This is a genomic window from Streptomyces sp. NPDC001027, from assembly GCF_040299045.1.
Taxonomy (GTDB): domain Bacteria; phylum Actinomycetota; class Actinomycetes; order Streptomycetales; family Streptomycetaceae; genus Streptomyces.
The window spans coordinates 1-24615 of sequence record NZ_JBEPBI010000111.1 but is presented as its reverse complement, the minus strand read 5'-3'; the positions used below and the strand labels follow the sequence as shown (position 1 = coordinate 24615).

Annotated in this window: 21 protein-coding genes; 4 read left to right on the top strand and 17 right to left on the bottom strand. The window is 71.8% G+C overall.

Going from position 1 to position 24615, the window contains the following annotated elements; all coding sequences use genetic code 11:
- Positions 1-32: 32 nt before the first annotated feature.
- From ABT300_RS26335 to rsmH, 17 genes are all read right to left on the bottom strand, one after another.
- Entirely contained in the window at positions 33-455 is a 423-nt protein-coding gene (locus ABT300_RS26335; protein ID WP_351680332.1) for a hypothetical protein, read from the bottom strand.
- A 113-nt stretch (positions 456-568) separates the two neighbouring features.
- Entirely contained in the window at positions 569-1807 is a 1239-nt protein-coding gene (locus ABT300_RS26330) for a DivIVA domain-containing protein (protein ID WP_351680329.1), read from the bottom strand.
- Between the two features lie 52 nt (positions 1808-1859).
- Positions 1860-2144, bottom strand: a complete 285-nt coding sequence (locus ABT300_RS26325; RefSeq protein WP_055633825.1) for a YggT family protein — start codon at positions 2142-2144, stop codon at positions 1860-1862.
- Positions 2145-2217: 73 nt separating this feature from the next.
- On the bottom strand, positions 2218-2859 hold the full coding sequence (locus tag ABT300_RS26320; RefSeq protein ID WP_351680324.1) for a cell division protein SepF: 642 nt from the start codon (positions 2857-2859) through the stop codon (positions 2218-2220).
- A gap of 128 nt (positions 2860-2987) precedes the next feature.
- Positions 2988-3707, bottom strand: coding sequence for a YggS family pyridoxal phosphate-dependent enzyme (locus tag ABT300_RS26315; protein ID WP_351680321.1), 720 nt, complete (start codon positions 3705-3707; stop codon positions 2988-2990).
- Between the two features lie 6 nt (positions 3708-3713).
- Positions 3714-4442: a peptidoglycan editing factor PgeF gene (pgeF, locus tag ABT300_RS26310; RefSeq protein ID WP_351680318.1), complete on the bottom strand. Its 729-nt coding sequence runs from the start codon at positions 4440-4442 to the stop codon at positions 3714-3716.
- The gene (gene ftsZ, locus ABT300_RS26305) at positions 4439-5632 is read right to left on the bottom strand and encodes a cell division protein FtsZ (protein ID WP_351680315.1); all 1194 of its coding nucleotides are present in this window, start codon (positions 5630-5632) and stop codon (positions 4439-4441) included. Before ftsZ ends, pgeF begins: the two co-directional genes overlap by 4 nt.
- Before the next feature lie 277 nt (positions 5633-5909).
- Complete coding sequence (locus tag ABT300_RS26300) at positions 5910-6704, bottom strand: cell division protein FtsQ/DivIB (RefSeq protein ID WP_351680312.1); 795 nt, start codon at positions 6702-6704, stop codon at positions 5910-5912.
- Positions 6705-6731: 27 nt separating this feature from the next.
- Positions 6732-7829 carry an undecaprenyldiphospho-muramoylpentapeptide beta-N-acetylglucosaminyltransferase gene (gene murG / locus ABT300_RS26295; RefSeq protein WP_351680309.1) on the bottom strand — a complete coding sequence of 366 codons (1098 nt, stop codon included), beginning with the start codon at positions 7827-7829 and terminating at the stop codon, positions 6732-6734.
- A 6-nt stretch (positions 7830-7835) separates the two neighbouring features.
- Positions 7836-9200 carry a putative lipid II flippase FtsW gene (ftsW, locus tag ABT300_RS26290; RefSeq protein WP_351680306.1) on the bottom strand — a complete coding sequence of 455 codons (1365 nt, stop codon included), beginning with the start codon at positions 9198-9200 and terminating at the stop codon, positions 7836-7838.
- A gap of 108 nt (positions 9201-9308) precedes the next feature.
- Positions 9309-10727, bottom strand: a complete 1419-nt coding sequence (murD, locus tag ABT300_RS26285; RefSeq protein WP_351680304.1) for a UDP-N-acetylmuramoyl-L-alanine--D-glutamate ligase — start codon at positions 10725-10727, stop codon at positions 9309-9311.
- Positions 10709-11782: a phospho-N-acetylmuramoyl-pentapeptide-transferase gene (mraY, locus tag ABT300_RS26280; protein ID WP_351680301.1), complete on the bottom strand. Its 1074-nt coding sequence runs from the start codon at positions 11780-11782 to the stop codon at positions 10709-10711. Before mraY ends, murD begins: the two co-directional genes overlap by 19 nt.
- A complete protein-coding gene (locus ABT300_RS26275; RefSeq protein ID WP_351680298.1) occupies positions 11779-13209 on the bottom strand; it encodes a UDP-N-acetylmuramoyl-tripeptide--D-alanyl-D-alanine ligase in 1431 nt (476 codons plus the stop codon). Before ABT300_RS26275 ends, mraY begins: the two co-directional genes overlap by 4 nt.
- 4 nt (positions 13210-13213) lie before the next feature.
- Positions 13214-14914, bottom strand: a complete 1701-nt coding sequence (locus ABT300_RS26270; RefSeq protein ID WP_502977996.1) for a UDP-N-acetylmuramoyl-L-alanyl-D-glutamate--2,6-diaminopimelate ligase — start codon at positions 14912-14914, stop codon at positions 13214-13216.
- A 94-nt stretch (positions 14915-15008) separates the two neighbouring features.
- Positions 15009-16976: a peptidoglycan D,D-transpeptidase FtsI family protein gene (locus tag ABT300_RS26265; protein WP_351680292.1), complete on the bottom strand. Its 1968-nt coding sequence runs from the start codon at positions 16974-16976 to the stop codon at positions 15009-15011.
- A 5-nt stretch (positions 16977-16981) separates the two neighbouring features.
- Positions 16982-17524, bottom strand: coding sequence for a cell division protein FtsL (ftsL, locus tag ABT300_RS26260; protein WP_351680290.1), 543 nt, complete (start codon positions 17522-17524; stop codon positions 16982-16984).
- A gap of 45 nt (positions 17525-17569) precedes the next feature.
- The gene (gene rsmH, locus ABT300_RS26255; RefSeq protein ID WP_351680287.1) at positions 17570-18526 is read right to left on the bottom strand and encodes a 16S rRNA (cytosine(1402)-N(4))-methyltransferase RsmH; all 957 of its coding nucleotides are present in this window, start codon (positions 18524-18526) and stop codon (positions 17570-17572) included.
- A 322-nt stretch (positions 18527-18848) separates the two neighbouring features.
- On the opposite strand from rsmH, the gene ABT300_RS26250 reads away from it, so the two are divergent.
- The 4 genes from ABT300_RS26250 to ABT300_RS26235 all read left to right on the top strand — a co-directional run bounded on the left by ABT300_RS26250 (position 18849) and on the right by ABT300_RS26235 (position 24551).
- The gene (locus ABT300_RS26250; protein ID WP_351680285.1) at positions 18849-19394 is read left to right on the top strand and encodes a beta-class carbonic anhydrase; all 546 of its coding nucleotides are present in this window, start codon (positions 18849-18851) and stop codon (positions 19392-19394) included.
- A gap of 251 nt (positions 19395-19645) precedes the next feature.
- Positions 19646-20680 carry an AAA family ATPase gene (locus ABT300_RS26245; protein WP_351680281.1) on the top strand — a complete coding sequence of 345 codons (1035 nt, stop codon included), beginning with the start codon at positions 19646-19648 and terminating at the stop codon, positions 20678-20680.
- Positions 20680-22053, top strand: coding sequence for a DUF58 domain-containing protein (locus ABT300_RS26240; protein ID WP_351680278.1), 1374 nt, complete (start codon positions 20680-20682; stop codon positions 22051-22053). Before ABT300_RS26245 ends, ABT300_RS26240 begins: the two co-directional genes overlap by 1 nt.
- Positions 22050-24551 carry a transglutaminase TgpA family protein gene (locus ABT300_RS26235; RefSeq protein WP_351680276.1) on the top strand — a complete coding sequence of 834 codons (2502 nt, stop codon included), beginning with the start codon at positions 22050-22052 and terminating at the stop codon, positions 24549-24551. Before ABT300_RS26240 ends, ABT300_RS26235 begins: the two co-directional genes overlap by 4 nt.
- The last annotated feature ends 64 nt before the right edge of the window (positions 24552-24615 follow it).

Genomic DNA, 24615 nt, shown 5'->3' with positions numbered 1-24615 from the left:
ATCCCTCAGGGAACCGGGCCCCGCGCCCGTAGCTACGCGGCGGTCTCGACGCAGACGGTGAAGGACAGGTCCGCGGCGAGGGTCACCGTCACACCGAAGCCGACGGCGGCGAGGACGTCGCGCATCGCACCCGACATCGCCTCGACGACCGCGCGGGCGAACGTCTCCGCGGCGGCCCCCTCCTCGGTGCCGGCCAGGTCCTGCCCGCGGTACGCGTTCAGGACCGGCGCCACGCCCCAGCCGATCCAGACGCCGGTGCCCGCCGCTTCCTTCCCGGGGTCCACCCACACGACGGCTCCGGGGCCCCCTCCCGGGTACATGCCGTCCGGCAGGACCGGGAGGCCGGCGACGGCCAGGTGCCGCCGGACCGTCGCCGCCACCCGCTGTCGTGCCCACAGCGTCTCCGCATCGGCCTGGACGTCCTCCTGCGGTTGCTTCCTCTTCCACCACCCCATGGCACGCAGGCTAGCGGTGCTCGGTCGCAACGCGCGTAAAAAGGGCGGGCCCCGGATCGAATCCGGGGCCCGCCCTTTGAACGCTGCCGACGCCTAAGGCGTACTACTGGCCGTCAGTTGTCGTCCTCGTCGATGAGGAAGCCGCGCATCGGCGAGGGAGCCTGGCCCATCGGGGAGGGACCCTGCGGACGTACCGGAGCCATCGGCTGAGTCATCGCCGGAGACATCTGCTGCTGACCGCCGTAGGACGGGGCGGCAGGGCTGGGAGCGCCCATGCCCGCGCCCATGCCCGGAGCGCCGGAGCCGTAGGACGGGGCGCTCGCGCCGGCCGGAGCCATGGAGGGCGCCGGGGACGGCGGCAGGGAGGCCGTGGCCGGAGTACGCGGCGGCGCGAGGGAGTCGTCCGCCTGGGTCTCCAGCTGGCGCAGCTGGGACTCGAGGTACGACTTCAGACGCGTGCGGTACTCGCGCTCGAAGCCGCGCAGGTCCTCGACCTTGCGCTCCAGCGTGGCGCGGGCGGACTCCAGGGAGCCCATCGCGACGCGGTGCTTCTCCTGTGCGTCCCGCTCCAGGGCGTCGGCCTTGGCACGGGCGTCCCGCTCGAGACCCTCGGCGCGGCTGCGGGCCTCGCCGACGATCTTGTTGGCCTCGGAACGGGCCTCGGCGATCGCCTGGTCGGCGGTCTGCTGGGCCAGCGAGAGGACACGGGCGGCGCTGTCGCCACCGGGGCCCTGACCGGGGCCGCCCATCGGACCGCCCATGGGGCCGCCCATCGGACCGCCCATCTGCTGCTGCATGGGCTGGCCGCCCATCGGACCCTGACCCATGGGGCCCTGGCCCATCGGACCCTGCCCCATCGGACCCTGACCCATCGGGCCGGGACCCATCGGACCCTGGCCCATGGGACCGGGACCCTGGGGGCCGCCCTGACCGCCGGGACCGGCGGGCAGCTGCGGGGCGCCGCTCGGCAGCTGGGGCGGGCCGCCCATGGGACCGCCCATCTGCTGCTGCGGCGGGCCCGATATGCCCGCGGGCACCGGTCCGCCGGGACCTCGCATGCCCTGCTGCGGCATTCCCTGCGGGGGCATTCCCTGCTGCATGCCGCCCTGCTGGGGCATGCCGCCCTGCTGCTGGTCCTGTTCCGGAGGTTTGCGCATGTTCTGCTGGTTCTGGGCAGCGGCGCGCGTGGCTGCGGCCAGCTTGGCCCGCAGGTCCTCGTTCTCACGGAGCAGGCGGGTCAGTTCGGCTTCGACCTCGTCGAGGAAGGCATCGACCTCGTCCTCGTCATAGCCTTCTCGGAGGCGGACGGTCGTGAACTGCTTGTTCCGCACATCCTCGGGGGTCAACGGCATCTCTTCACCTCAACGTAGTCGTCGGCATCGGCAAGACGGTAGTTCACATCGCTCACAGCCGGCTCACGATCGAGATCAGGATGTAGACGATGATCATCAGTACGAAGAAGGACAGGTCGAGCGCCACGCCCCCGAGACGCAGCGGCGGGATTACCCGCCGCAGAAGCTTGAGCGGTGGATCGGTGACAGTGTAGGTGGCCTCCAGAACGACCACCATCGCCTTGCCGGGCTGCCATGAGCGGGCGAACTGGAAGACGTAGTCCATGACCAACCGGAAGATGAGCACGATGAGGAACACCATCAGCGCGATGTAGACGACATCCAGGACCACGCCCATGTTCGGTGCTTCCCTCTCCCCTGTTTCCGTGCTGCTCTGTACTGCTTTGTACTGCTTCTACCGGTCTTGTGTCTCAGCTCTGGTTGAAGAACCCGCCTTCTGCGATGCGGGCCTTGTCCTCCGCCGTGACATCGACGTTAGCAGGCGACAACAGGAACACCTTCTGCGTCACCCGCTCGATGCTGCCGTGAAGACCAAACACCAAACCGGCCGCAAAGTCGACAAGTCGCTTCGCGTCTGTGTCATCCATCTCAGTCAGATTCATGATCACCGGGGTGCCCTCACGGAAGTGTTCCCCGATGGTACGGGCCTCGTTGTAGGTCCGAGGGTGAAGCGTGGTGATCCGGTACGGCTCTCGTTCCGACACGACCTTGGGCATGATCACCGGTGCGTTCTTCTCCAGGGACTGACGTTCTTGTGTGATGGACGCCACGGGCGCGATGCGCGCCGGACGCCCGGATTCCGCAGGGAGCGAAGACGATCGCGCCACCGGCTCACGCGGAGCGGGCGGCTGTACGATTCGCACCTCTTCATCCCTTTGGGACTGGTGTGCACCGTGGGACTGGTGCGCCGACTCATGTCGCCGGTGGTCCCGCTCGGGCTCCGGGTCGAGCTCGGGTTCGAAGTCGTCGTCGGGGTCGAATCCCCGGCCGTCGTAACCATCGTCCTCCACGAGGCCGAGGTAGACCGCCATCTTGCGCATCGCGCCGGCCATGCTCTGAGTCCTCCGCTCTGTGGTGGATCGACTTCCTACTGCCAAGTCCCTCGATCCACGTGGCCCTTATGGCCGCCTTTCGGCGGTAATGACCATATTTTCTGCTGTGGTCCGACTTCCTGGCGACGTTACCCGAGCCCGGGGCGGACTCCGAGTACCGCAGTGCCGACGCGTACATGTGTCGCTCCGGCCGCCACGGCCTCCTCGAGGTCCGCACTCATTCCCGCGGACACCATGTTCGCAGCCGGATGAGCTCGGCGCAGGTCAGTCGACAAATCCATCAACCGCCCGAACGCAGCTCGTTGACGTCCCGCGAACTCCCCGGTCAGAGGGGCGACCGTCATCAGTCCGTCGAGCCGCAGCCCCGGCGCGCCGGCCACCAGGTCGGCCAACTCCGCGACGCCGCCCGGGGCCACGCCGCCCCGCTCGCCCCGCCCGCTCACCCCGGCGTCGAGGGCGACCTGGATCAGGCAGCCCACCTCGCGCCCCGCCCGAACCGCCTCCTTCGACAGCGCCGTCACCAGCCTGGCGCGGTCGACGGACTGCACGACGTCCGCGTAAGCGACCACCGAGCGCACCTTGTTGGTCTGCAACTGCCCGACGAAGTGCCAGCTCAGCGGCAGGTCGGAGCATTCGGCCGCCTTCGGCGCCGCGTCCTGGTCCTTGTTCTCGGCGACATGGCGCACGCCGAGTCCGGACAGGATGCGCACATCGCTCGCCGGGTAGGTCTTGGTGACCACGACCAGGGTCACCTCGTCCCGCCCCCGTCCGGCGGCCGCGCACGCGGCGGCGATGCGCTCCTCCACTTTCGCCAGATTCGCGGCGAGTTCGTGCTTACGGTCCGTCATGCCCCATCAGTCCAACCAGACATATCCCGCGAGTCGCCCCGTGGTGCGATCGCGGCGGTATGAGAAATGGTCCTTCGACTCCCTTGTGCACACGGGCGACTGCGCCCGGTCACGTACCCCGAGCCGGTCGAGCTGAGCGTGCACCCCGGCGGCCACGTCGACGGCGGGAGTGCCCCAGCCGGTCTCGGCGTGCGCCGCCGGTTCGACGGCGGCGACCTCGGCGCGCATCGTCTCCGGCACCTCGTAGCACCGCCCGCACACGGCGGGTCCGGTGCGGGCCACGATCCGGGCGGGGTCGGCGCCGAGCGAGGTCATCGCCTCGACCGCGGCGGGCACGATCCCCTTGACCATCCCCGGTCTTCCCGCGTGGGCCGCGGCGACCACGCCGGCCACCGGGTCGGCCAGCAGCACCGGCACGCAGTCCGCGGTCAGCACGGCGAGGGCCAGCCCTCGGGCGACGGTGACCAGGCCGTCCACCTCGGGGACGGGCCGGGCGGCCCACGGGCCGTCGACCTCGGCGACGTCGGCGCCGTGCACCTGGTTCATCCAGACGACCCGTCCCGGGTCGAGGTCGAGCGACTTGGCGGCGAGCTCACGGTTGGCGAGCACGGCGCCGGGCTCGTCGCCGACCGCTCCGCCGAGGTTGAGCTGCTCATACGGAACGGCGCTCACCCCGCCCCACCGGTCGGTGAAGGCGAAGTGCGCGCCGCTCACGCTCTCGCGCTGTCCTATCACTTCAGGAAGTCCGGCACGTCCAGCTCCTCGGCCGCGCTGTCCGAGTAGGTCCGCGACGGCGGCACCGGCGACGACGGAAGGTCGGCCACCGGCTCGGGCGCCGGCTCCGGGTCCTCCTTCGGGGTCACGCTGCCGAGCGAGCCGAAGGACGGGCGGCTCTCGGGCTGCCGTACCGGGGTGGGCTCGTCGCGCCGGGCCGACGAGGAGGACGACCCCATGACCGTCTCGCGGCGGGCCGGCGGCTGCCCGCCGTCGAAGCCGGCCGCGATCACGGTGACCCTGACCTCGTCGCCGAGGGCGTCGTCGATGACCGCGCCGAAGATGATGTTGGCCTCGGGGTGGGCGGCCTCGCTGACCAGCTGGGCGGCCTCGTTGATCTCGAACAGGCCGAGGTCGGAGCCGCCGGAGATGGAGAGCAGCACGCCCCGGGCGCCGTCGATGGAGGCCTCCAGGAGCGGCGAGGAGATCGCCATCTCGGCGGCGGCCACCGCGCGGTCGTCCCCGCGGGCCGAGCCGATGCCCATGAGGGCCGAGCCGGCCTCGGACATGACCGACTTGACGTCGGCGAAGTCGAGGTTGATCAGACCGGGGGTGGTGATGAGGTCGGTGATGCCCTGGACGCCGGAGAGCAGGACCTGGTCGGCCGACTTGAAGGCGTCGAGGACCGAGACCTGGCGGTCCGAGATGGACAGCAGCCGGTCGTTGGGGATGACGATGAGGGTGTCGACCTCTTCGCGGAGTTCGGCGATGCCGTCCTCGGCCTGGTTGGCGCGGCGCCGGCCCTCGAAGGTGAACGGGCGGGTGACCACGCCGATGGTGAGGGCGCCCAGGGAGCGGGCGATGTTGGCCACGACCGGCGCGCCGCCGGTACCGGTGCCGCCGCCCTCTCCGGCCGTCACGAAGACCATGTCGGCCCCCTTGAGGACCTCCTCGATCTCCTCGCGGTGGTCCTCGGCGGCCTTGCGGCCGACGGCCGGGTTGGCGCCGGCGCCGAGTCCGCGGGTGAGTTCGCGGCCGACGTCGAGTTTGACGTCGGCGTCGCTCATCAACAGCGCCTGCGCGTCGGTGTTGATGGCGATGAACTCGACGCCCTTGAGACCGACCTCGATCATCCGGTTGATGGCATTGACACCACCGCCGCCGACACCGATGACTTTGATGACTGCGAGGTAGTTCTGCGGTGCTGCCACGTCGAAGGCCTCTCGCCTCGAGTTACGTGTCGTCGCGTCACAGGTGATGCGATCCGACGACTGATGCCGAATGGGACGGTCCGTTTCGCCGACCCGAACCCTAACGCTGAAGTTTAGGGTTACCAGTGTGTCCGTTCCTTGAAGTCTTCTGAACAGGACACTAAGTCGACAAGTGGCGCCCGTTCAACGAACACGCCGAACCTCCCGTTTTTCTTTTCACCCTATGTGATCAGCCATGTCGCTGCCCAACCAGGGTGCTGGCCTGCGCGGATGTGCGTCAACTCCCCGATGACGCGGGAGCGGTGGGAGCGCTGACGTCGAAGTGCCGCGCGGCCGGGGCGGCTTTCATGAGAGCGGTGAGCGCGCGGCCCTTCGCCGCGCCGTTCTCGGCGCTGCCCCAGGCCACCGTACGGCCGTCCTTCAGCCGCAGTGCGATGTCGTCGTAGGAACGGACCTTGACCAGCCGTGTCTCGCGGGCGACGGCGGACGGCAGCGAGTCGGCCGCGCGGACCGCCTCCCGCACGAGCCGGGCCGTTGAGAAGCGGCGCAGACTCGCCGCCGCCGATCGCGAGGAGGAGGCCGCCGTTTCCAGCAGCGGGACGCCCTTCGGGGCCTCGGAAACCGTGGCGAAACGGACGCCTTCGTCGTCCACCTCCACGAATTTCGCCCCTTTTCGAATCAGCAGAACCGGCGTGCGCTCCACCACTTTCACGCTGATTTCGTGCGGCCAGGACCGGACCGCCTCAACCGAGTCGATCCGGGGCAATTCCTTGCGAAGCCGCGACTCGATCGCGTCGGTGTCGACCGAGACGAGCGGAGTCCCGACGCTCACGGCCGCGACGTCGCGCACCTGTTGCGGGGTCAGCACGGCGGTGCCGGTGACGGTGACCTCCCGCACCCGCAGCCACTGCGAGCCGTACAACGCCCAGACGGCGCCCCCGCCGAGGAGGGAGAGCGCCAGCACGAGAACGATGATCACACGAAGCCGGTGCGGCCCCAACCGCCGGACAAGGGGCGGGCCGGACGACTCCTGCTGGCGTGCACCGCGCTCGGCGGTGGCGGATCCGGCCACGCTCCCCTGCCCTTTCGTCCATCGTGCCTAACGGTGCGCACGGGAGGCGGCGATCGCCTCGTACACCATGCCGACGAGCAGGTCGTCGGCGTCCCGGCGGCCGAACTCGCTGGCGGCGCGGGACATCTCGTACAGCCGGTGCGGATCGGCGAGGACGGGCAGGACGTTCTCCCGGACCCAGTCGGGGGTCAGTTCCGCGTCGTCGACCAGCAGTCCGCCGCCCGCCTTGACCACCGGCTGGGCGTTCAGCCGCTGTTCGCCGTTGCCGATGGGCAGCGGGACGTAGGCGGCCGGGAGTCCCACGGCGGAGAGCTCGGCGACGGTCATCGCGCCCGCCCGGCACAGCATCATGTCGGCGGCGGCGTACGCGAGGTCCATCCGCTCGACGTACGGTACCGGGATGTACGGGGGCATCCCCGGCATCTGCTGTACATGCGGCAGTTCGTTCTTCGGGCCGACCGCGTGCAGGATCTGGATGCCGGCCTGCTGCAGCCAGGGCGCGACCTGCTGGACGACCTCGTTCAGACGGCGGGCGCCCTGCGAGCCGCCGGAGACCAGCAGCGTCGGCAGGTTGGGGTCGAGGCCGAACATGTGCCGGGCCTCGGGGCGGGCCGCGGCGCGGTCCAGGGTGGCGATGGAGCGGCGCAGCGGGATGCCGATGTACCGGGCGTCGCGCAGCTTGCTGTCGGGCGTGGAGACGGCCACCCGGGCCGCGTAACGCGAGCCGATCTTGTTGGCGAGGCCCGGGCGGGCGTTGGCCTCGTGCACGACGATCGGCACACCGAGACGCTTGGCGGCGAGGTAGCCGGGCAGGGCCACATAGCCGCCGAAGCCCACGACGGCGTCCGCCCTGGTGCGCTCCAGGATCTGCTCGGCGGCCTTGATCGTGCCGCGCAGCCGGCCCGGGACGGTGATCAGCTCAGGGGTGGGCTTGCGCGGCAGCGGCACGGCGGGGATCAGCGCGAGCTCGTAGCCCCGCTGCGGAACGAGCGTGGTCTCCAGGCCGCGCTCTGTGCCCAGGGCCGTGATCCCCACACCGGGGTCCTGCCTGCGCAGGGCGTCCGCGAGGGCGAGCGCGGGCTCGATGTGGCCGGCGGTCCCCCCACCAGCGAGTACGACATGCACCGAAATTCACCGCTCTCCGGACGGGCGCGCCGCCGAGGCACGCCGTCGCATCGTGTTCCATCTCCGGGGGCCCCGTGCGAACGCGGAGCCCCCCGCCCCCCGCTTTCTACCAAAGCGGCGGGGCCGCATCGCAAGCGCCGTCCGCGCAGCGGGCTCGTCGCGTGCGAAGGCGATCAGCAGCCCGATGGCGAACATGGTCGGCAGCAGGGCGGAGCCCCCGTAGGAGAAGAGCGGGAGGGGGACGCCGGCGATCGGCAGCAGGCCGAGCACCGCACCGATGTTGATCACCGCCTGAGCGGTGATCCAGGTGGTCACGCCTCCCGCGGCATACCTCACGAAGGGGTCCTCCGTGCGTCCGGCCACGCGGATACCCGCATAGCCTAGAGCCGCGAACAGGGCGAGCACCGACAGCGTCCCCGCGAGACCCAGTTCCTCACCGGTGACGGCGAAGATGAAGTCGGTGTGCGCTTCGGGGAGTTGCCCCCATTTCTCCACACTCGCCCCGAGTCCCGAGCCGAAGATCCCGCCGGAGGCCAGGGCGTAGATGCCGTGCACCGCCTGCCAGCAGGCGTCGCCCGGGCCGGGATCGGTCGCGCCGATGCACTGCAGCCGGGCCATGCGGTTGGGGCTGGTCTTGATGAGGATCACGCCGAGCGTTGCGGCGATCGACAGCACGCCGACGAAGAGCCGCGTGGGCGCGCCCGCCAGCCACAACAGGCCGAACAGGACGGCCGTGAGGATGATCGCCGTGCCCATGTCGCCGCCCAGCATGATCAGCCCGAGCAGCATGAACGCGACCGGCACGAGCGGCACCAGCATGTGCTTCCACTGGCTCAGCAGCTTCTTGTCCTGTTTGCGGGCGAGCAGGTCGGCGCCCCACAGCACGAGCGCGAGCTTGCCGAACTCGCTGGGCTGGATCTGGAAGGAGCCGCCGAGCGAGATCCAGTTCTGGTTGCCGTTGACCGACATCCCTATCCCGGGGACCTGCACCAGCGCCATCATGAAGACGGCGCCCGCGAGGATCGGGTAGGCGAGGGCGCGGTGCAGTTTCACCGGCATACGGGACGCGGCCAGCAGCAGCACCGCCCCGATGGAGGCGGCCAGGAACTGTTTGCGGAAGAAGAACGAACCGGGCAGGGACATCTGCAGCGCGGTGATCTGAGAGGCCGAGTAGACCATCACGAGGCCCAGCACGGTGATCAGCAGGCTGCCGCCGAAGATCAGGTAGTAGGCCGTCAGCGGGCGGTCCCAGGCCTTCTGCACGCGCGTGTGCAGCCGTCGTACGGGGTTGTCGCGGCGCGGCCGGGAGGCGCCGGCAGGTCTGCGGACGGTTCGCTGGACGGGCGGCCGCCCGGTACGGCTACCGGGCATCTGCCGCTCCGCTGCACGCGGCGCAGCCGCCGCGCTCGGCTGCTGCGCCGTACGTCGGCCGTGACGGTCCCACGCGTCCCTCCCAAGGTCGCCCGGCAGGCGGCCGGGTCAGGTTCCGAGTTCGCGGACGGCCTGAGCGAACGCGTCACCGCGCTGGTTGTAGTTGACGAACATGTCCATGGAGGCGCAGGCGGGGGCGAGGAGCACCGTGTCGCCCTCGGCGGCGAGCCGCCGGGCCTCCTGGACGGCTGCGGACATCGCCCCAGTGTCGGTCCGGTCGAGGTCGACGACGGGTACTTCCGGGGCGTGTCGCGCCAGGGCTTCCCGGATCAGGGCGCGGTCGGCGCCCATGAGGACCACGCCGCGCAGCCGCTCGGCCGACCCGGCCACCAGCTCGTCGAAGGTCGCGCCCTTGGCCAGTCCGCCGGCGATCCACACGATCGACGCGTACGCCGCCAACGAGGCTTGCGCCGCGTGGGTGTTGGTCGCCTTGGAGTCGTCGACGTACGCGACGCCGTCCACGTCGGCCACGTGGGCGATGCGGTGGGCGTCGGGCACGAAGGCCCGCAGGCCGTCCCGTACGGCCCTGGGGGGCACTCCGAAGGCCCGTGCGAGGGCGGCCGCGGCAAGGGCGTTGGCGATGTTGTGCGGGGCCGGCGGATCGACGTCGGCGACCTCGGCGAGTTCCTGGGCGTTCTTGTGCCGGTCCTCGACGAAGGCCCGGTCGATCAGGATGCCGTCCACCACGCCGAGTTGGGAGGGGGCGGGGGCGCCGAGGGTGAAGCCGATCGCCCGGCAGCCCTCCTCGACGTCGGCTTCGCGCACCAGGTCCTCGGTGGCCTTGTCGGCGACGTTGTAGACGCAGGCGACCCGGTTGCCCTCGTAGACGCGCCCCTTGTCCTTGGCGTACGCCTCCATGGAGCCGTGCCAGTCGAGGTGGTCGGGGGCGAGGTTGAGGACGGCCGCGGAGTGCGCGCGCAGGGACGGCGCCCAGTGCAGCTGGTAGCTGGACAGCTCGACGGCGAGGACGTCGTACTCCTCGTCCCCGAGCACCGCGTCCAGCAGGGAGACGCCGATGTTGCCGACGGCCGCCGTGCGCAGGCCCGCCGCCTCGAGGATCGACGCGAGCATCCGGGTGGTGGTCGTCTTGCCGTTGGTGCCGGTGACGCACAGCCAGGGCGCCGCGTCCGGGCCCCTGAGCCGCCAGGCGAGTTCGACGTCGCCCCAGACCGGCACCCCGGCCGCGTGGGCCGCCGTGAACAGCGGCTTGTCGGGCTTCCAGCCGGGCGCGGTGACGACGAGCTCGGCGCCCTCGGGCAGGGTCGCCCCGTCACCGAGGCGCACGGTGACGCCCAGCGCCTCCAGCTCGGCGGCCTGCTCACGCGCGCGTGCGTCGTCGCCGTCGTTGACGACGGTGACGTTCGCGCCGCGCGCGTGCAGCACCTTGGCCGCCGGGATGCCGGAGACGCCGAGCCCGGCGACGGTGACGTTCTTCCCCTGCCAGTCGGTCACTTCTCTGCTGCCCATCCCGCGTAGAAGAGGCCGAGTCCGACGATCACACAGATGCCCTGGATGATCCAGAAACGGACCACCACGAGGACTTCGGACCAGCCCTTGAGTTCGAAGTGGTGCTGAAGCGGCGCCATCCGGAAGACGCGCTTGCCGGTGAGCTTGAAGGAGCCGACCTGGATGACCACCGACATGGTGATGAGGACGAAGAGGCCGCCCATGATGGCCACCAGCAGCTCCGTGCGGGAGCAGATCGCGAGGCCCGTGAGGACGCCGCCGAGCGCCAGCGAACCGGTGTCGCCCATGAAGATCTTGGCCGGCGAGGTGTTCCACCACAGGAAGCCCAGGCAGGCGCCCATCAGCGCCGCGGAGATGACCGCGAGGTCCAGCGGATCGCGCACCTCGTAGCAGGCGTTGGGGTTGGTCAGGGTCTCGCCGTTGGCGCAGGACTCCTGGAACTGCCAGACGCCGATGAAGGTGTAGGCGCCGAAGACGAGCACGGAGGCGCCGGTGGCGAGGCCGTCCAGACCGTCCGTCAGGTTCACGCCGTTGGACATCGCGAGGATCATGAACAGCGCCCAGACGACGAACAGCACGGGGCCGATCGTCCAGCCGAAGTCCGTGATGAAGGACAGCTTCGTGGAGGCCGGCGTGTTGCCGCGCGCGTCGGAGAACTGCAGCGCCAGCACCGCGAAGGCGATGCCGACGATGAGCTGGCCGGCCATCTTCGCCTTGGCCCGCAGGCCCAGCGAGCGCCGCTTGACGATCTTGATGTAGTCGTCGAGGAAGCCGACCAGGCCCATGCCGCACATCAGGCCCAGCACCAGCAGACCGGTGTAGCTCGGCGGATTGCCCGTGATCAGTTTGGACAGGAAGTACGCGGCGACCGTCGCCAGTATGAAGGCGATGCCGCCCATGGTCGGCGTACCGCGCTTGCTGGCGTGCTCGCGCGGGCCGTCGTCACGGATGTACTGGCCGTAGCCCTTGCGCGCCAGCAGCTTGATCAGCAGCGGCGTGCCGATCAGCGTCAGGAACAGACCGATGACGCCCGCGAAGAGGATCTGATTCATCATCGGGCGACGACCTCACCCTCGGCGTCGGTCGCGAGCAGCGCCTGCGCGACGGTCTCCAGACCGACCGAACGGGACGCCTTCACGAGGACGACGTCCCCCGGGCGCAACTCGCTGCGCAACAGGTCGACAGCCGCCTGTGCGTCGGACACGTGCACCGACTCCTCACCCCACGAACCCTCGTTGTATGCGCCCAGTTGCAGCCAGGCGGCTTCCCTGCCCCCGACCGCGACGAGCTTGCCGACATTGAGCCGGACGGCGAGCCGTCCGACCGCGTCGTGCTCGGCGAGCGCCTCGTCCCCGAGCTCGGCCATCTTGCCGAGCACCGCCCAGGTCCGGCCCCCCTTCGCCCGTGAGGCTTCGCCCATGGCCGCCAGTGCACGCAGGGCGGCTCGCATGGACTCAGGGTTCGCGTTGTAGGCGTCGTTGACGATCGTCACGCCGTCCGGGCGCTCGGTGACCTCCATACGCCAGCGGGAGAGGGAGCCCGCCTCGGAGAGCGCGGTGGCGATCTCTTCCGCGGACATGCCCAGCTCATGGGCGACGGCGGCCGCGGCGAGCGCGTTCGACACGTGATGCTCACCGTACAGGCGCATGGTCACATCGCTGCACCCGGAGGGTGTGTGAAGGCGGAAGGCGGGCTGTCCGGTGTCCGTGAGTCGCACGTTCTCCGCCCGTACGTCCGCTTCGCCGGACTCTCCGAAAAAGACCGCCTTCGCCTTCGTACGGGAGGCCATGGCCCGGACCAACGGGTCGTCGGCGTTGAGGATCGCGACGCCGCCGTCGGCCGCGGACGGCAGCGACTCGACCAACTCGCCCTTTGCCTGTGCGATCTGTTCGCGACCGCCGAACTCGCCGATGTGGGCGGTGCCGACGTTGAGGACGAGGCCGATCCTCGGGGGCGTCAGACCGGCGAGGTAGCGGATGTGGCCGATTCCGCGGGCGCCCATCTCCAGCACGAGGAAACGGGTTTCCTCGGTGGCCGACAGCGCGGTCAGCGGCAGTCCGATCTCGTTGTTGAGGGAGCCGGGCGTGAACACCGTCGGCGCCTTGCGCCGGAGCACCTGGGCGATCAGGTCCTTGGTGCTGGTCTTGCCGGCCGAGCCGGTGAGCGCGACGAGGGTGGCGCCGAGCCGGTGGACGACGTGCCGGGCGAGGGCCCCCAGCGCCGTCTGGACGTCGTCCACGACGATCGCGGGCACGCCGACCGGCCGGGAGGCCAGCACGGCCGCCGCGCCCGCCTCGACGACCGCTGCCGCGTAGTCGTGGCCGTCCACCCGTTCGCCGACGAAGGCGACGAAGAGGCTGCCGGGCGCCACCTCGCGGGAGTCCCGGACGACCGGTCCGGTGACTTCCACGGACGGATCCGGTATGTCGTGCGTCTGCCCGCCGACGGCTGCTGCGATCTCGGCGAGGGAGAGGGCGATCACAAGTTCATCCCTGGGTCTGCTGGATAGCTTCGCGAAGCACCTGGCGGTCGTCGAACGGACGGACCACTCCGGCGATGTCCTGGCCCTGCTCATGGCCCTTGCCCGCGACCAGCACGGTGTCCCCGGCGTGCGCCCGGGCCACGACCGCGGCGATCGCGGCGGCCCGGTCCTCGAACAGCTGCACGTCGCCGCGCTCGTGGGCCGGCACCGACGCCGCGCCCTGGAGCATCGTCGCGAGGATCGCCAGGGGGTCCTCGGAGCGGGGGTTGTCGGAGGTCAGCACGGCGGTGTCGGCCAGCCGGGCGGCGGCGGCGCCCATCGGGGCGCGCTTGGTGCGGTCCCGGTCGCCGCCGCAGCCGAGGACCACGTGCAGCCGGCCCTTGGTGACCTTGCGCAGCGCCCTGAGCACCGACTCGACGGCGTCCGTCTTGTGGGCGTAGTCGACGACCGCGAGGTAGGGCTGCCCGGCGTCCACCCGCTCGAGGCGGCCCGGCACGCCCGGCACGGCGGCGACGCCGTCGGCGGCGGTGCGCGGGTCGATGCCGGCCGCGGCCAGGGACACGATCGCGGCGAGGGTGTTCGCCACGTTGAAGCTGCCCGGCAGCGGCGACCTGGCGGCGATCCGCACGCCGTCCGGACCGAGGACGGTGAACGTCGAGTCCATCGGACCGGTCTCGACGTCCACCGCGCGCCAGTCGGCGTCCGGGTGGCCCTCGGCGGAGAACGTGACGACCGGCACCTCCGCCTCCTGGACCAGCCGCCGGCCGTACTCGTCGTCGAGGTTGACCACGCCGAGTTTGCTGCGTTTCCGCGTGAACAGCTGGGCCTTGGCCTGGAAGTAGTCCTCCATGCCCGAGTGGAACTCCATGTGCTCGGGGCTGAGGTTGTTGAAGACGGAGATGTCGAAGACGCAGCCGTCGACCCGGCCGAGGACCAGCGCGTGGCTGGACACCTCCATCGCGACCGCCTCGACGCCGCGCTCGCGCATGACGGCGAACAGGGCCTGGAGGTCGGTGGCTTCGGGGGTGGTGCGCTCGGACTTGATGCGCTCGTCGCCGATGCGCGTCTCGACCGTGCCGATCAGCCCGGTGGACCTGACGGGCTTCAGGCCGCCCTCGACGAGGTAGGCGGTGGTGGTCTTGCCGGAGGTGCCGGTGATGCCGATCTGGAGCAGACCGCGGCCGGGCCGGCCGTAGACGGTGGCCGCCAGCTCGCCCATCGATCCGCGCGGGTCGTCGACGACCAGGGCCGGCAGGCCGGTCGCGGCGACGCGCTCGGCGCCGGCCGGATCGGTCAGCACGGCGACCGCGCCCAGGCCGGCGGCCTGGGAGGCGAAGTCGGCGCCGTGCAGGCGGGCGCCGGGGAGGGCGGCGTACAGGTCGCCGGGGCGGACCGCGCGCGAGTCGTGGGTGATGCCCGTGACCTCGACGGCGGTGTCGCCCGGCTGCGCGGCGCCCAGCTGATCGGCGAGTTCCGCGAGGGGTGTGGCGGAGACCTGAGCCGGTCGCGGCGGCCCCGGATATGTCACGGAAGCGCCCTTCTGGGTGGTTTGGGACTGATCAGCGTGTGGCACGGCGGTGAGCGTACCGGGCGTACCCGCCTGCGGGCGAAGCGAGGGCGAGGCCGTCGGCGGACTCGCGGGCGGCCCGGCGGGGGGCGCCGTGGGCGGTGCGGGAGTCCCGGGGTCGGGAGTGATCATGGTCACGGGCTGGTTCCTGGCTTGCTCGGCGCTGAACAGTGGCGTTCTGGGGTCGAGGGCGGAAAGGGGCGGGGGCTCCGGCCGGGGCGGGGCCCGGCGGTCAGGGCGTGAAGGAGACCGGGAGGTTCGCGGCCTTCGCCCCGGTCGGTGGGACCTGCAGGGTCTTCAGGGCGAACTCCATGACCTGCTTGAAGACGGGCCCGCAGATCTGGCCGCCGAAGTAGCTGCCCTCGGTGGCGTTCTGGATGGCGCAGTAGACGGTGATGCGGGGGCTGTCGGCGGGTGCGAAGCCGGCGAAAGACGAGGTGTAGCCCTTGTAGGTGCCGGTGGCCGGATCCACGCGGTTGGCGGTGCCCGTCTTGCCCGCGACGCGGTAGCCGGGGATGCGCGCCTTGGCGCCCGTGCCCTCCCGGTCGTCCACGACCGACTCCAGCATGTGGGCGAGGGTCTTCGCCGTCTTCTGGCTGACGACCCGGCTCTTCGCGGGCGCCGCGGTGGGCGTGAAACGTCCGTCCGGCCCCTTGGTGCCGCGCACCAGGGTGGGCTCGACGCGCACGCCGCCGTTGGCGATCGTCGAGTACACCGAGGCCGCCTGGACCGCGTTGAGGGACATGCCCTGGCCGAAGGGAATCGTGTACTGCTGCGAGGTCGACCACTTGTCGGGCGGGGCGAGGATGCCCTTCGTCTCGCCGGGGAAACCGAGGCCGGTGTGGCTGCCGAGGCCGAACTTGCGCAGGTACGAGTACAGGACCCGGTTGGCCTCGGCCTGCGTCTTGCCGAGCTGTCCGGTGGCGAGGATGGTGCCGATGTTGCTGGACTTGGCGAGCACCCCGTTGAGCGTGAGGTACCAGGTGGGGTGGTCGATGTCGTCCTGGAAGAGCCGGTCGCCGCGGTGCAGCCGGTTGGGCACGGTGACGTGCGTCAGCGGCGTCGCGGCGTTCTCCTGCAGCACGGCGGCCATGGACATGATCTTGGCGGTGGAGCCGGGCTCGTAGGCGTCCTGGACGGCCGCGTTGCCCAGGGCGCCGGGGTCGGCCTTCGACAGGTCGTTGGGGTCGAAGCCGGGCGAGTTGGCCAGGGCGAGGATCTCGCCGGTGCGGGTGTCCTGCACGATGACGTAGCCGCGGTCCGCCGCGGACTTGCGCACCTGCTCGGTGATGGCGTTCTGCGCGGCCCACTGGATGTCGCGGTCGATCGTCAGCTCCACGTCGGAGCCGGGCACCGCGGGCGTCTCGGTGGAGCCGACGGTGGGCACCTGACGGCCGCCGGACTGGGCGTAGCGGATCTTGCCGTCCGTGCCGGCCAGCGTGGAGTTCAGCTGCTGCTCGATGCCGCCGCCGCCCCTGCCGTCGGCGTTGACCCAGCCCAGTATCCCGGCGGCGAGCTCCTTGTTGGGGTACACGCGCTTGCTGCTGGGCACGGAGAACAGCCCGGCGAGGACGTTGACCGTGGAGCGGTCCGTCTCGGCCTTGGCGGAGAGCGCGGACCTCAGGTCGCGGATCTGCTTCCACACCTGCGGGGTCTGCCGCCCGGCGAGCTTCACGTAGCGCAGGTCGCGGTCCTTCGGCCGCAGCTTCCCGGCCAGGACGGACTGCTGCTGGCCGAGGATCGGCGCGAGCAGCGCGGCCGCCCGCTCGGGACCGTCGTCGATCTTCAGCTGTGCGCGGGCGAACATGGTGGGGTCGGCCGTGATGTCGTAGGCGTCCTCGCTGGTCGCGAAGGCCACGCCGGTGCGGTCGGTGATCTCGCCGCGCTCGGCGGGCAGCACCTGGCCGACGTACCGGTTCTGCTCGGCCTTGGCGGTGTAGGCGCTCGCGTCGACGGCCTGCACCTGAAGAAGACGGACGACGAAGGCGACGAGCACCAGGGCCAGGGCCAGGCCCACCATGCGCAGCCGGGGGCGGGGGCTGCCGAGGCGGATGACGCGCGCGGCGGCGGCGCGCGGGGGCGGTGCGGTCGGGCGGCGGGCCGGGCGGGCGCCGGGTCCCGGGCGCCGCTGGGCGGACGCGGGACGGGAGGGCCGGGCGGGGCCGGGCACACGCCGGCGCGGCGGTTCCCTGTCGGACACTTCCGTCACCTGCCGGGGGTCTCGGGGGTGGCTGCGGTCGGGTCGGGGGCCGCGCTCCGCGCGGGGGCGGCGTCCTGGTCGGGGAGGTCCTGCGCGCCGGAGTCGGCCGGTTCGGGCGCCCGCGGGAGCGTCCCGGAGAGCGTGACGGTCTCCGGCGGTCGTACGACCGGGTCCGCGGACGGCCGGGCGGCCGGGGACGGGACGCCCTTCACGCTGCCGTCGGGGTTCAGGAACGCCGGGTCGCCGCCCGGGACCATGCCCAGTTCGCGCGCGCGCCGTTGAAGGGCGTCCGGGGCGGAGTAGGAGTCGATGTCCCGCTGGAGCGCCTGCTCCTCGTCGGTGAGGCTCTTGGTGTCCTTCTTCAGGTCGTCCTTGTGGAACGAGCCCTCGCTGAGGGCCGAGTTCAGCACGAGCAGTCCGATCAGGCCGCCGCCGAGGAGCAGGACGACGAGAAGGACGAACGGCGTGCGGGCGGCCTGCCGGGGGCCGGCCGGGAAGAGCCGCGCGAGGCGGGCGGCCCTCCCTTTCAGCGCGGGTTTACTGCTCACTCGCCCTCCCCCGGACCCGATGTGCGGACCCTCGGCTCACGCCCGTCATTCGATGGACTCCCTGATTCGCTCGGCGCCGCGCAGCCGCGCCGGGGCGGCGCGCCGGTTCTCGGCGATCTCCTCCTCGGTGGGAAGTTCGGCACCGCGGGTGAGCAGCTTGAGTCTCGGCTGGTAGCGCTCGGGGACGACGGGCAGCCCGGGCGGCGCGGTGTTGGCGGCGCCGGCCGCGAACACCTGCTTCACGAGCCGGTCTTCGAGCGAGTGGTACGACAGGACGGCGATCCGCCCGCCCACGTCGATCGCCTGCACCGCGGCCGGGATCGCCCTTTCCAGGACGGAGAGTTCGCCGTTCACCTCGATGCGCAGCGCCTGGAAGGTGCGCTTGGCGGGATTGCCCCCGGTGCGCTTGGCGGCCTGCGGAAGGGCGGCCCGGATCAGCTCGACGAGGCGCGCGCTGTTGGTGAACGGCTCCTTGTCGCGCTCGCGTACCACCGCGGAGACGATCCGCTTGGCCTGCTTCTCCTCGCCGTACGCCCGCAGGATCCGCACGAGTTCGCCGGGCGGGTAGGTGTTGAGGACCTCGGCGGCGCTGACGCCGGTCGTCTGGTCCATGCGCATGTCGAGGGGGGCGTCCTGGGCGTAGGCGAAGCCGCGGTCGGCCTCGTCGAGCTGCATGGAGGAGACGCCGAGGTCGAACAGGACGCCCTGCACGCGCGCGACGCCGAGCCGGTCCAGTACGTCGGGGAGCTCGTCGTAGACCGCGTGCACGAGGGTGGCGCGCTCGCCGAAGGGGGCGAGGCGCTCGCCGGACAGGCGCAGCGCCTCCTTGTCGCGGTCGAGGGCGATCAGCCGGGCCTCGGGGAACTGCGTCAGCAGGGCCTCGCTGTGCCCGCCGAGGCCGAGCGTGCAGTCGACGACCACCGCTCCCGGCCGCTGCAGGGCGGGGGCCAACAGGTCCAGGCACCGCTGGAGCATCACCGGGACGTGTCGACTGTGACTCAAGGGGGCCTCTCAGATCCGGCGGGTGATGACGCACCGCCGGGTCCCCGCCCCTCGTGAAGGGAAGGCCTGCCGGCGCCGCGGGGAGATCTCGGCGGCCGGGCCGGGGTCTCACGGGTTCAGTCCAGCAGGGAGATCGTCGCCTCCCGCTTCGCGTCACTTTAGTCCACGGTGTCGCGCGGTCAATCAACCGGCCTGTGCGGCGCGGCCCGGGGCGTTCCGGCCGCGCGCGCCTTGTGGCTTACCTCACAAAGCGGGCGTGATGACGCTCTTTTTCCTTCCTCACAGCAGGACCGCGACGCGTGTGACCAGTACCGTCATGGATATGACGACTTCCGCATCCGTACCCAGTGAGACCGCGGGCGCCATACGCGGCGGGACCGTGACCGACCGCCTCGTGGAGGCCAACGAGCGGTACGCCGACGCCTTCACCGACCCCGGCATGGACGCCCGGCCCGTGCTGCACGTCGCGGTCGTGGCCTGCATGGACGCCCGTATCGACCTGCACGCCGCGCTCGGCCTGGAGCTCGGCGACTGCCACACCATCCGCAACGCGGGCGGCGTGGTCACCGACGACGTCATCCGCTCGCTCACCATCAGCCAGCGCAAGCTGGGCACCCGCAGCATCGTCCTGATCCATCACACGGGGTGCGGTCTGGAGGCGATCACCGAGGACTTCCGCACCGAGCTGGAGATGGAGATCGGCCAGCGCCCGGCGTGGGCCGTGGAGTCCTTCCGGGACGTCGACCAGGACGTCCGGCAGTCGATGCAGCGGGTGCGCACCTCGCCGTTCCTGCTGCACGCCGACGACGTGCGCGGCTTCGTGTTCGACGTGCGGACCGGGCTGCTCCGCGAGATCGACCCCGCGTGACCGGACGGCCGGGACGTCGTTGTTCCCTGTCGTTTCGCTGTTGATGTGCGCCCTGCGGACGCCCAAACGGCCATAACCCCGACATATCACGGACAGTTGTCCACACCCGAGTGACACGAAACGGTAACGGCAGCAAGAATGCGGATGTGACGCCGCGCTGAGCAGTTCGCGGGTGGTGTCCGTGATTCGGGGTGGGCCGGTTTGCGCGACAGAGCGTCGGCCCGTGAAAAGTACGGGCCGAGGAGGGCCGGGTGACGACCTATGACGATCGAGCGAGCCTCACAGATCTGACCGCCACTGTGGAGCGTGTCCGCAGTTCGGTGGAGGGAGTGATCGAGGGCAAGCCCGAGGTCGTACAGCTTTCGCTGACCGTGCTGCTCGCCGAGGGGCATCTGCTGATCGAGGACGTGCCGGGCGTCGGGAAGACGATGCTGGCCAAGGCGCTGGCGAAGTCCATCGACTGCTCGGTGCGCCGCATCCAGTTCACCCCCGACCTGCTGCCCTCGGACATCACGGGCGTGTCCATCTGGGACCAGCAGCGCCGCGACTTCGAGTTCAAGCCGGGCGCGATCTTCTCGCAGATCGTGATCGGCGACGAGATCAACCGGGCCTCGCCCAAGACGCAGTCGGCGCTCCTCGAGTCCCTGGAGGAGCGCCAGGTCACCATCGACGGGCAGACCTACGAGCTGCCCAGCCCGTTCATGGTGGTGGCCACGCAGAACCCGGTCGAGATGGAGGGCACCTACCCGCTGCCCGAGGCGCAGCGCGACCGGTTCATGGCCCGGGTCTCCATCGGCTACCCGAGCGCCGAGGCCGAGATGCAGATGCTCGACGTGCACGGCGGGGTCAGCCCGCTGGACGACCTTCAGCCGGCCGCCCACGCACACGAGATCCTCAAGCTGATCGACGCCGTCCGGAGCGTCCACGTGGCCGACTCGGTGCGGCGCTACGCCGTCGACCTGGTCGCCGCCACCCGGACCCACCCCGACCTCAGACTCGGCGCCTCGCCGCGCGCCACGCTGCATCTGGTGCGCGCCGCGAGGGCGACCGCCGCGCTCAACGGCCGCGACTACGCGCTGCCGGACGACGTCCAGAACCTGGCCGTGCCCGTGCTCGCCCACCGTCTGCTGCCCACCGCGCAGGCCCAGCTCAACCGCCGCACGGCGGAGCAGGTCGTCGAGGACATCATCCAGCGCACCTCGGTGCCGGCGACGCCCCAGCAGCACGGATACGGGCTGGGCCACGGCGCCCCGGCGTACGGCCGGCAGCAGCCGCGGAGGCTGTGATGACCGCCGGGGGGACCGGGCAGCCGTCCGCCGGCCGGGCGGGGCGGGGGGAACGGGGCGCCGCGCGCACGGCCCTGTCCGGTCTGACCACCCGCGGCCGCTCCTTCCTGGCGGCCGGCGTCGCCGCCGCCGTCTGCGCCTATGTGCTCGGGCAGCCCGACCTGTTGCGGGTCGGGCTCCTGCTGGCCGCCCTGCCGCTGATCTGCGCGGCCGTCGTCTACCGCACCCGCTACCGGGTCGCCGGCAGCCGCCGGCTCTCCCCCGCACGGGTGCCGGCGGGCAGCGAGGCCCGCGTCCATCTGCGGATGGACAACGTCTCGCGGCTGCCCACCGGCCTGCTGATGCTCCAGGACCGGGTGCCGTACGTGCTCGGCCCGCGCCCCCGCTTCGTCCTGGACCGGGTGGAGGCGGGCGGCCGCCGCGAGGTGTCCTACCGGGTCCGCTCCGACCTGCGCGGCCGCTACCCGCTGGGCCCGCTCCAGCTGCGCCTGAGCGACCCCTTCGGCATGTGCGAGCTGACCCGGTCCTTCTCCACCCACGACACCCTGACGGTGATACCGCGTGTGGAACCGCTGCCTCCGGTGCGGCTGAGCGGCGAGGCCAAGGGGTACGGCGACGGCCGACGGCGCTCGTTGGCGCTGGCCGGCGAGGACGACGTCATCCCGCGCGGCTACCGCTACGGCGACGACCTGCGCCGGGTGCACTGGCGCTCCACCGCCCGCTACGGCGAGCTGATGGTGCGGCGCGAGGAGCAGCCGCGGCGCTCCCGCTGCACGGTGCTGCTGGACACCCGGGGCCTGGCCTACCGCGGGGCGGGCCCGGACTCCGCCTTCGAGTGGGCGGTCTCCGGCGCCGCGTCCGTGCTGGTGCACATGCTGGAGCGGGGCTTCTCCGTGCGGCTGCTGACGGACACCGGCGCGTCCGTGCCAGGCGAGGGCGCCGACGGCTACACCGGGGGCGGCCAGGATTCGACCGACGCGGCCGGGCTGATGATGGACACCCTGGCGGTCGTCGACCACTCCGACGGCGCGGGCCTGTCCCGGTCGTACGACGTGCTGCGCGGCGGCCACGAGGGGCTGCTGGTGGCCTTCCTCGGCGACCTCGACGAGGAGCAGGCGGCGATCGCGGCGAAGATGCGCCAGCGCAGCGCGGGCGCGGTCGCCTTCCTCCTGGACGACGACGCGTGGGTGCGTGAACCGAACGGCGGGCCCGATCCGATGAACAGGCAGGAGGAGCGGCTGCGGATGCTGCGCGAGGCGGGCTGGACGGCCCTGGGCGTGCCGCGGGGCGCATCGCTGGACGAGCTGTGGCGGCTGGCGGAGCGCGACCGGGCGGGCGTGGCCACGTCGCACGGCGGGGAGGGAAGGGCATGAGCGGGCGGGCTCGACTGACACTGTGCTCCGCGGCGGCGACGCTGCTGGCCTCGTGCGCCCTGCTGCCCCTGGTGGAGCCGGCGACCTGGCTGCTGCAGGCGGCGTTCCTGCTGGCGATCCAGTCCGGGGCGGGTGCGGCGGCCCGGCGCGTGCCGCTGGCCCGGCCGCTGACCGTGGCCGTCCAGGCCCTGGTCACGTTGATGGCGCTGACGCTGGTCTTCGCGCGGGGGCACGCGGTTCTCGGGCTGTTCCCGGGTCCCGGCGCCTTCCGGCACTTCGGCGACCTGCTGCAGGCGGGCGCCGACGACATCGGGCGGTACGCGATACCGGCCCCGCTGTCCGACGGCATCCGGCTGATGGTGATCGGCGGGGTCCTGGTGATCGGCCTCGCGGTGGACACCCTCGCGGTGACGTTCCGCAACGCGGCCCCGGCCGGTCTGCCCCTGCTCGCGCTGTACTCGGTCGCCGCCGGGCTGTTCGACGGGTCGGCCGACTGGCTGTGGTTCCTGGTCGCCGCCGCGGGTTACCTGATGCTGCTGCTCGCCGAGGGGCGGGAGCGGCTCTCGCAGTGGGGCAGGGTCTTCGGCGGAGTCTCGCACGGCCCGGGCGAGCCGTCCGGCCCGGTGGCCCCGGTGCGGACCGGTCGGCGCATCGGGATGGCGGCACTGGGCGTCGCCCTCGTGGTGCCGCTGCTGCCGTTGCCGGCCGTCCAGGAGGGTCTGCTGGGCGGGGCGGGCGCCGGAGTGGGCGCGGGCAACGGCAGCGGGGGCACGATCTCCGCGGTGAACCCGCTGGTGTCGCTGCGGGACAGCCTGAACGTGGACGAGGACCGCACGGTCCTGACCCTGCGCACCAACAGCGGCAACCTCTCGGACCTGTACCTGCGGATCGTCTCCCTGGACGACTTCGACGGCACCACGTGGAAGCCGGCCAAGCGCCACATCACGGCCGTGCCGGACGACTTCCCGGCGCCCACCGGTCTGGGGCCCGACGTGAAACGGGCGGAGATCACGACCCGCATCGCGGCGGCCGGCACCTACGCGCAGGACTGGCTGCCGATGCCCTATCCCCCGAGCGGCGTGCAGATAAAGGGCAACTGGCGTTACGAGCCGGTCGGCATGACCCTGGTCGGCGACCACGGCCAGAACACCAGCGGCAAGACGTACCTGGTGAAGAGCCTGGACGTACAGCCCACGGCACAACAGCTGGCCTCCGCGGCCAAGGCGCCCGACGCGATCCGGCGGGAGTACACCAAGGTCCCGGACTCCCTGCCGGCGGTGGTGGCGCAGCGGGCCCGGGAGATCACCAAGAACGCCGCGAGCGGCTACGAGAAGGCGGTCGCGCTCCAGGACTACTTCGCGGTGACGGGCGGCTTCGCTTACGACACCCAGGTCGAGGTCGGCAGCGGCCCGGGCGCGATCGCCCGCTTCCTGCGGGACAAGCAGGGCTTCTGCGTCCACTTCTCGTTCGCGATGGCGGCGATGGCCCGCACGCTGGGCATTCCGGCGCGGGTCGCGGTGGGCTTCGCTCCGGGCTCGCCCCAGGCGGACGGCACGGTCACGGTGAGCCTGAAGGACGCGCACGCCTGGCCCGAGCTGTACTTCGAGGGCGTCGGCTGGACGCGCTTCGAGCCGACGCCCACGCGTGGCTCGACGCCGACGTACACGCTGCCGGAGACCTCGGGGCAGACGCAGCCCGATCTGCCGCAGGCCTCCGCGTCGGCGAGCGCCGCCCCGTCGGCCGCTCCGTCGGCGAGCGCCAGCTGCTCGGCGACGGACAGGAAGCTCGGCAACTGCGCCGACCCGCTGCCGCTCGACCAGGCGGGCCAGGGCGCAGGGGGCGCCCCGTGGTACCGGACGGCCGCCTGGGCGCTGCTGGGAGCCGCGGCGCTCGCCCTGCCGCTGCTGCCGATGCTGTGGCGGCTGAGGCGGCGTTCGGTGCGGCTGGCGTCCGCCCAGCATTCCGCCGCCTCGGCGTCCGGCGCGCCGCCCCGCCGTAAGGGCGACGCCGGCGGACTGCGCGACGGCGGTGAGCCCGCGGTGCTGCTGGACGTGCCGCCGGAGGAAGCCTCCGAGGCGACCGCGAGGCATGTACTCGCGGTGTGGCGCGAGCTCACCGACACCGCCTGGGACTACGGCATCGAGCCGGACGAGGCGCTCACACCGCGGCGAGCCGCGGCGCGGATCGTGCGGATCGGGGAGCTGGACGAGACGGCGAGCCGTTCGGTGCACCGGGTCGCGGACGCCGTGGAGCAAGTGCTGTTCGCCCCGGCGCCGAGGGCCGAGTCCGGCCTGGCGGACGAGGTCCGCCGGGTGCGGGCGGCCCTGCGGGAGAACGCGGGCGGCGCCACGCGGGTGCGTGCGGTGGTGGCGCCGCGTTCGGCGGTGCGCGCGGTGTGGGACCTCGCCGACCGCTGGAGCGCCCTCAAGGCGTCCTGGGCGGGCCGTCTGGCCACGCTGGTCCGCCGCCCGTCCCGCCGCCAGCAGCCGAGCGGCTGAGCAGGAGGGGCGGGAGGGGGCGGGAGACGGAGCGAGGGGGCGACCGCCCTGCCGGGCGGTCGCC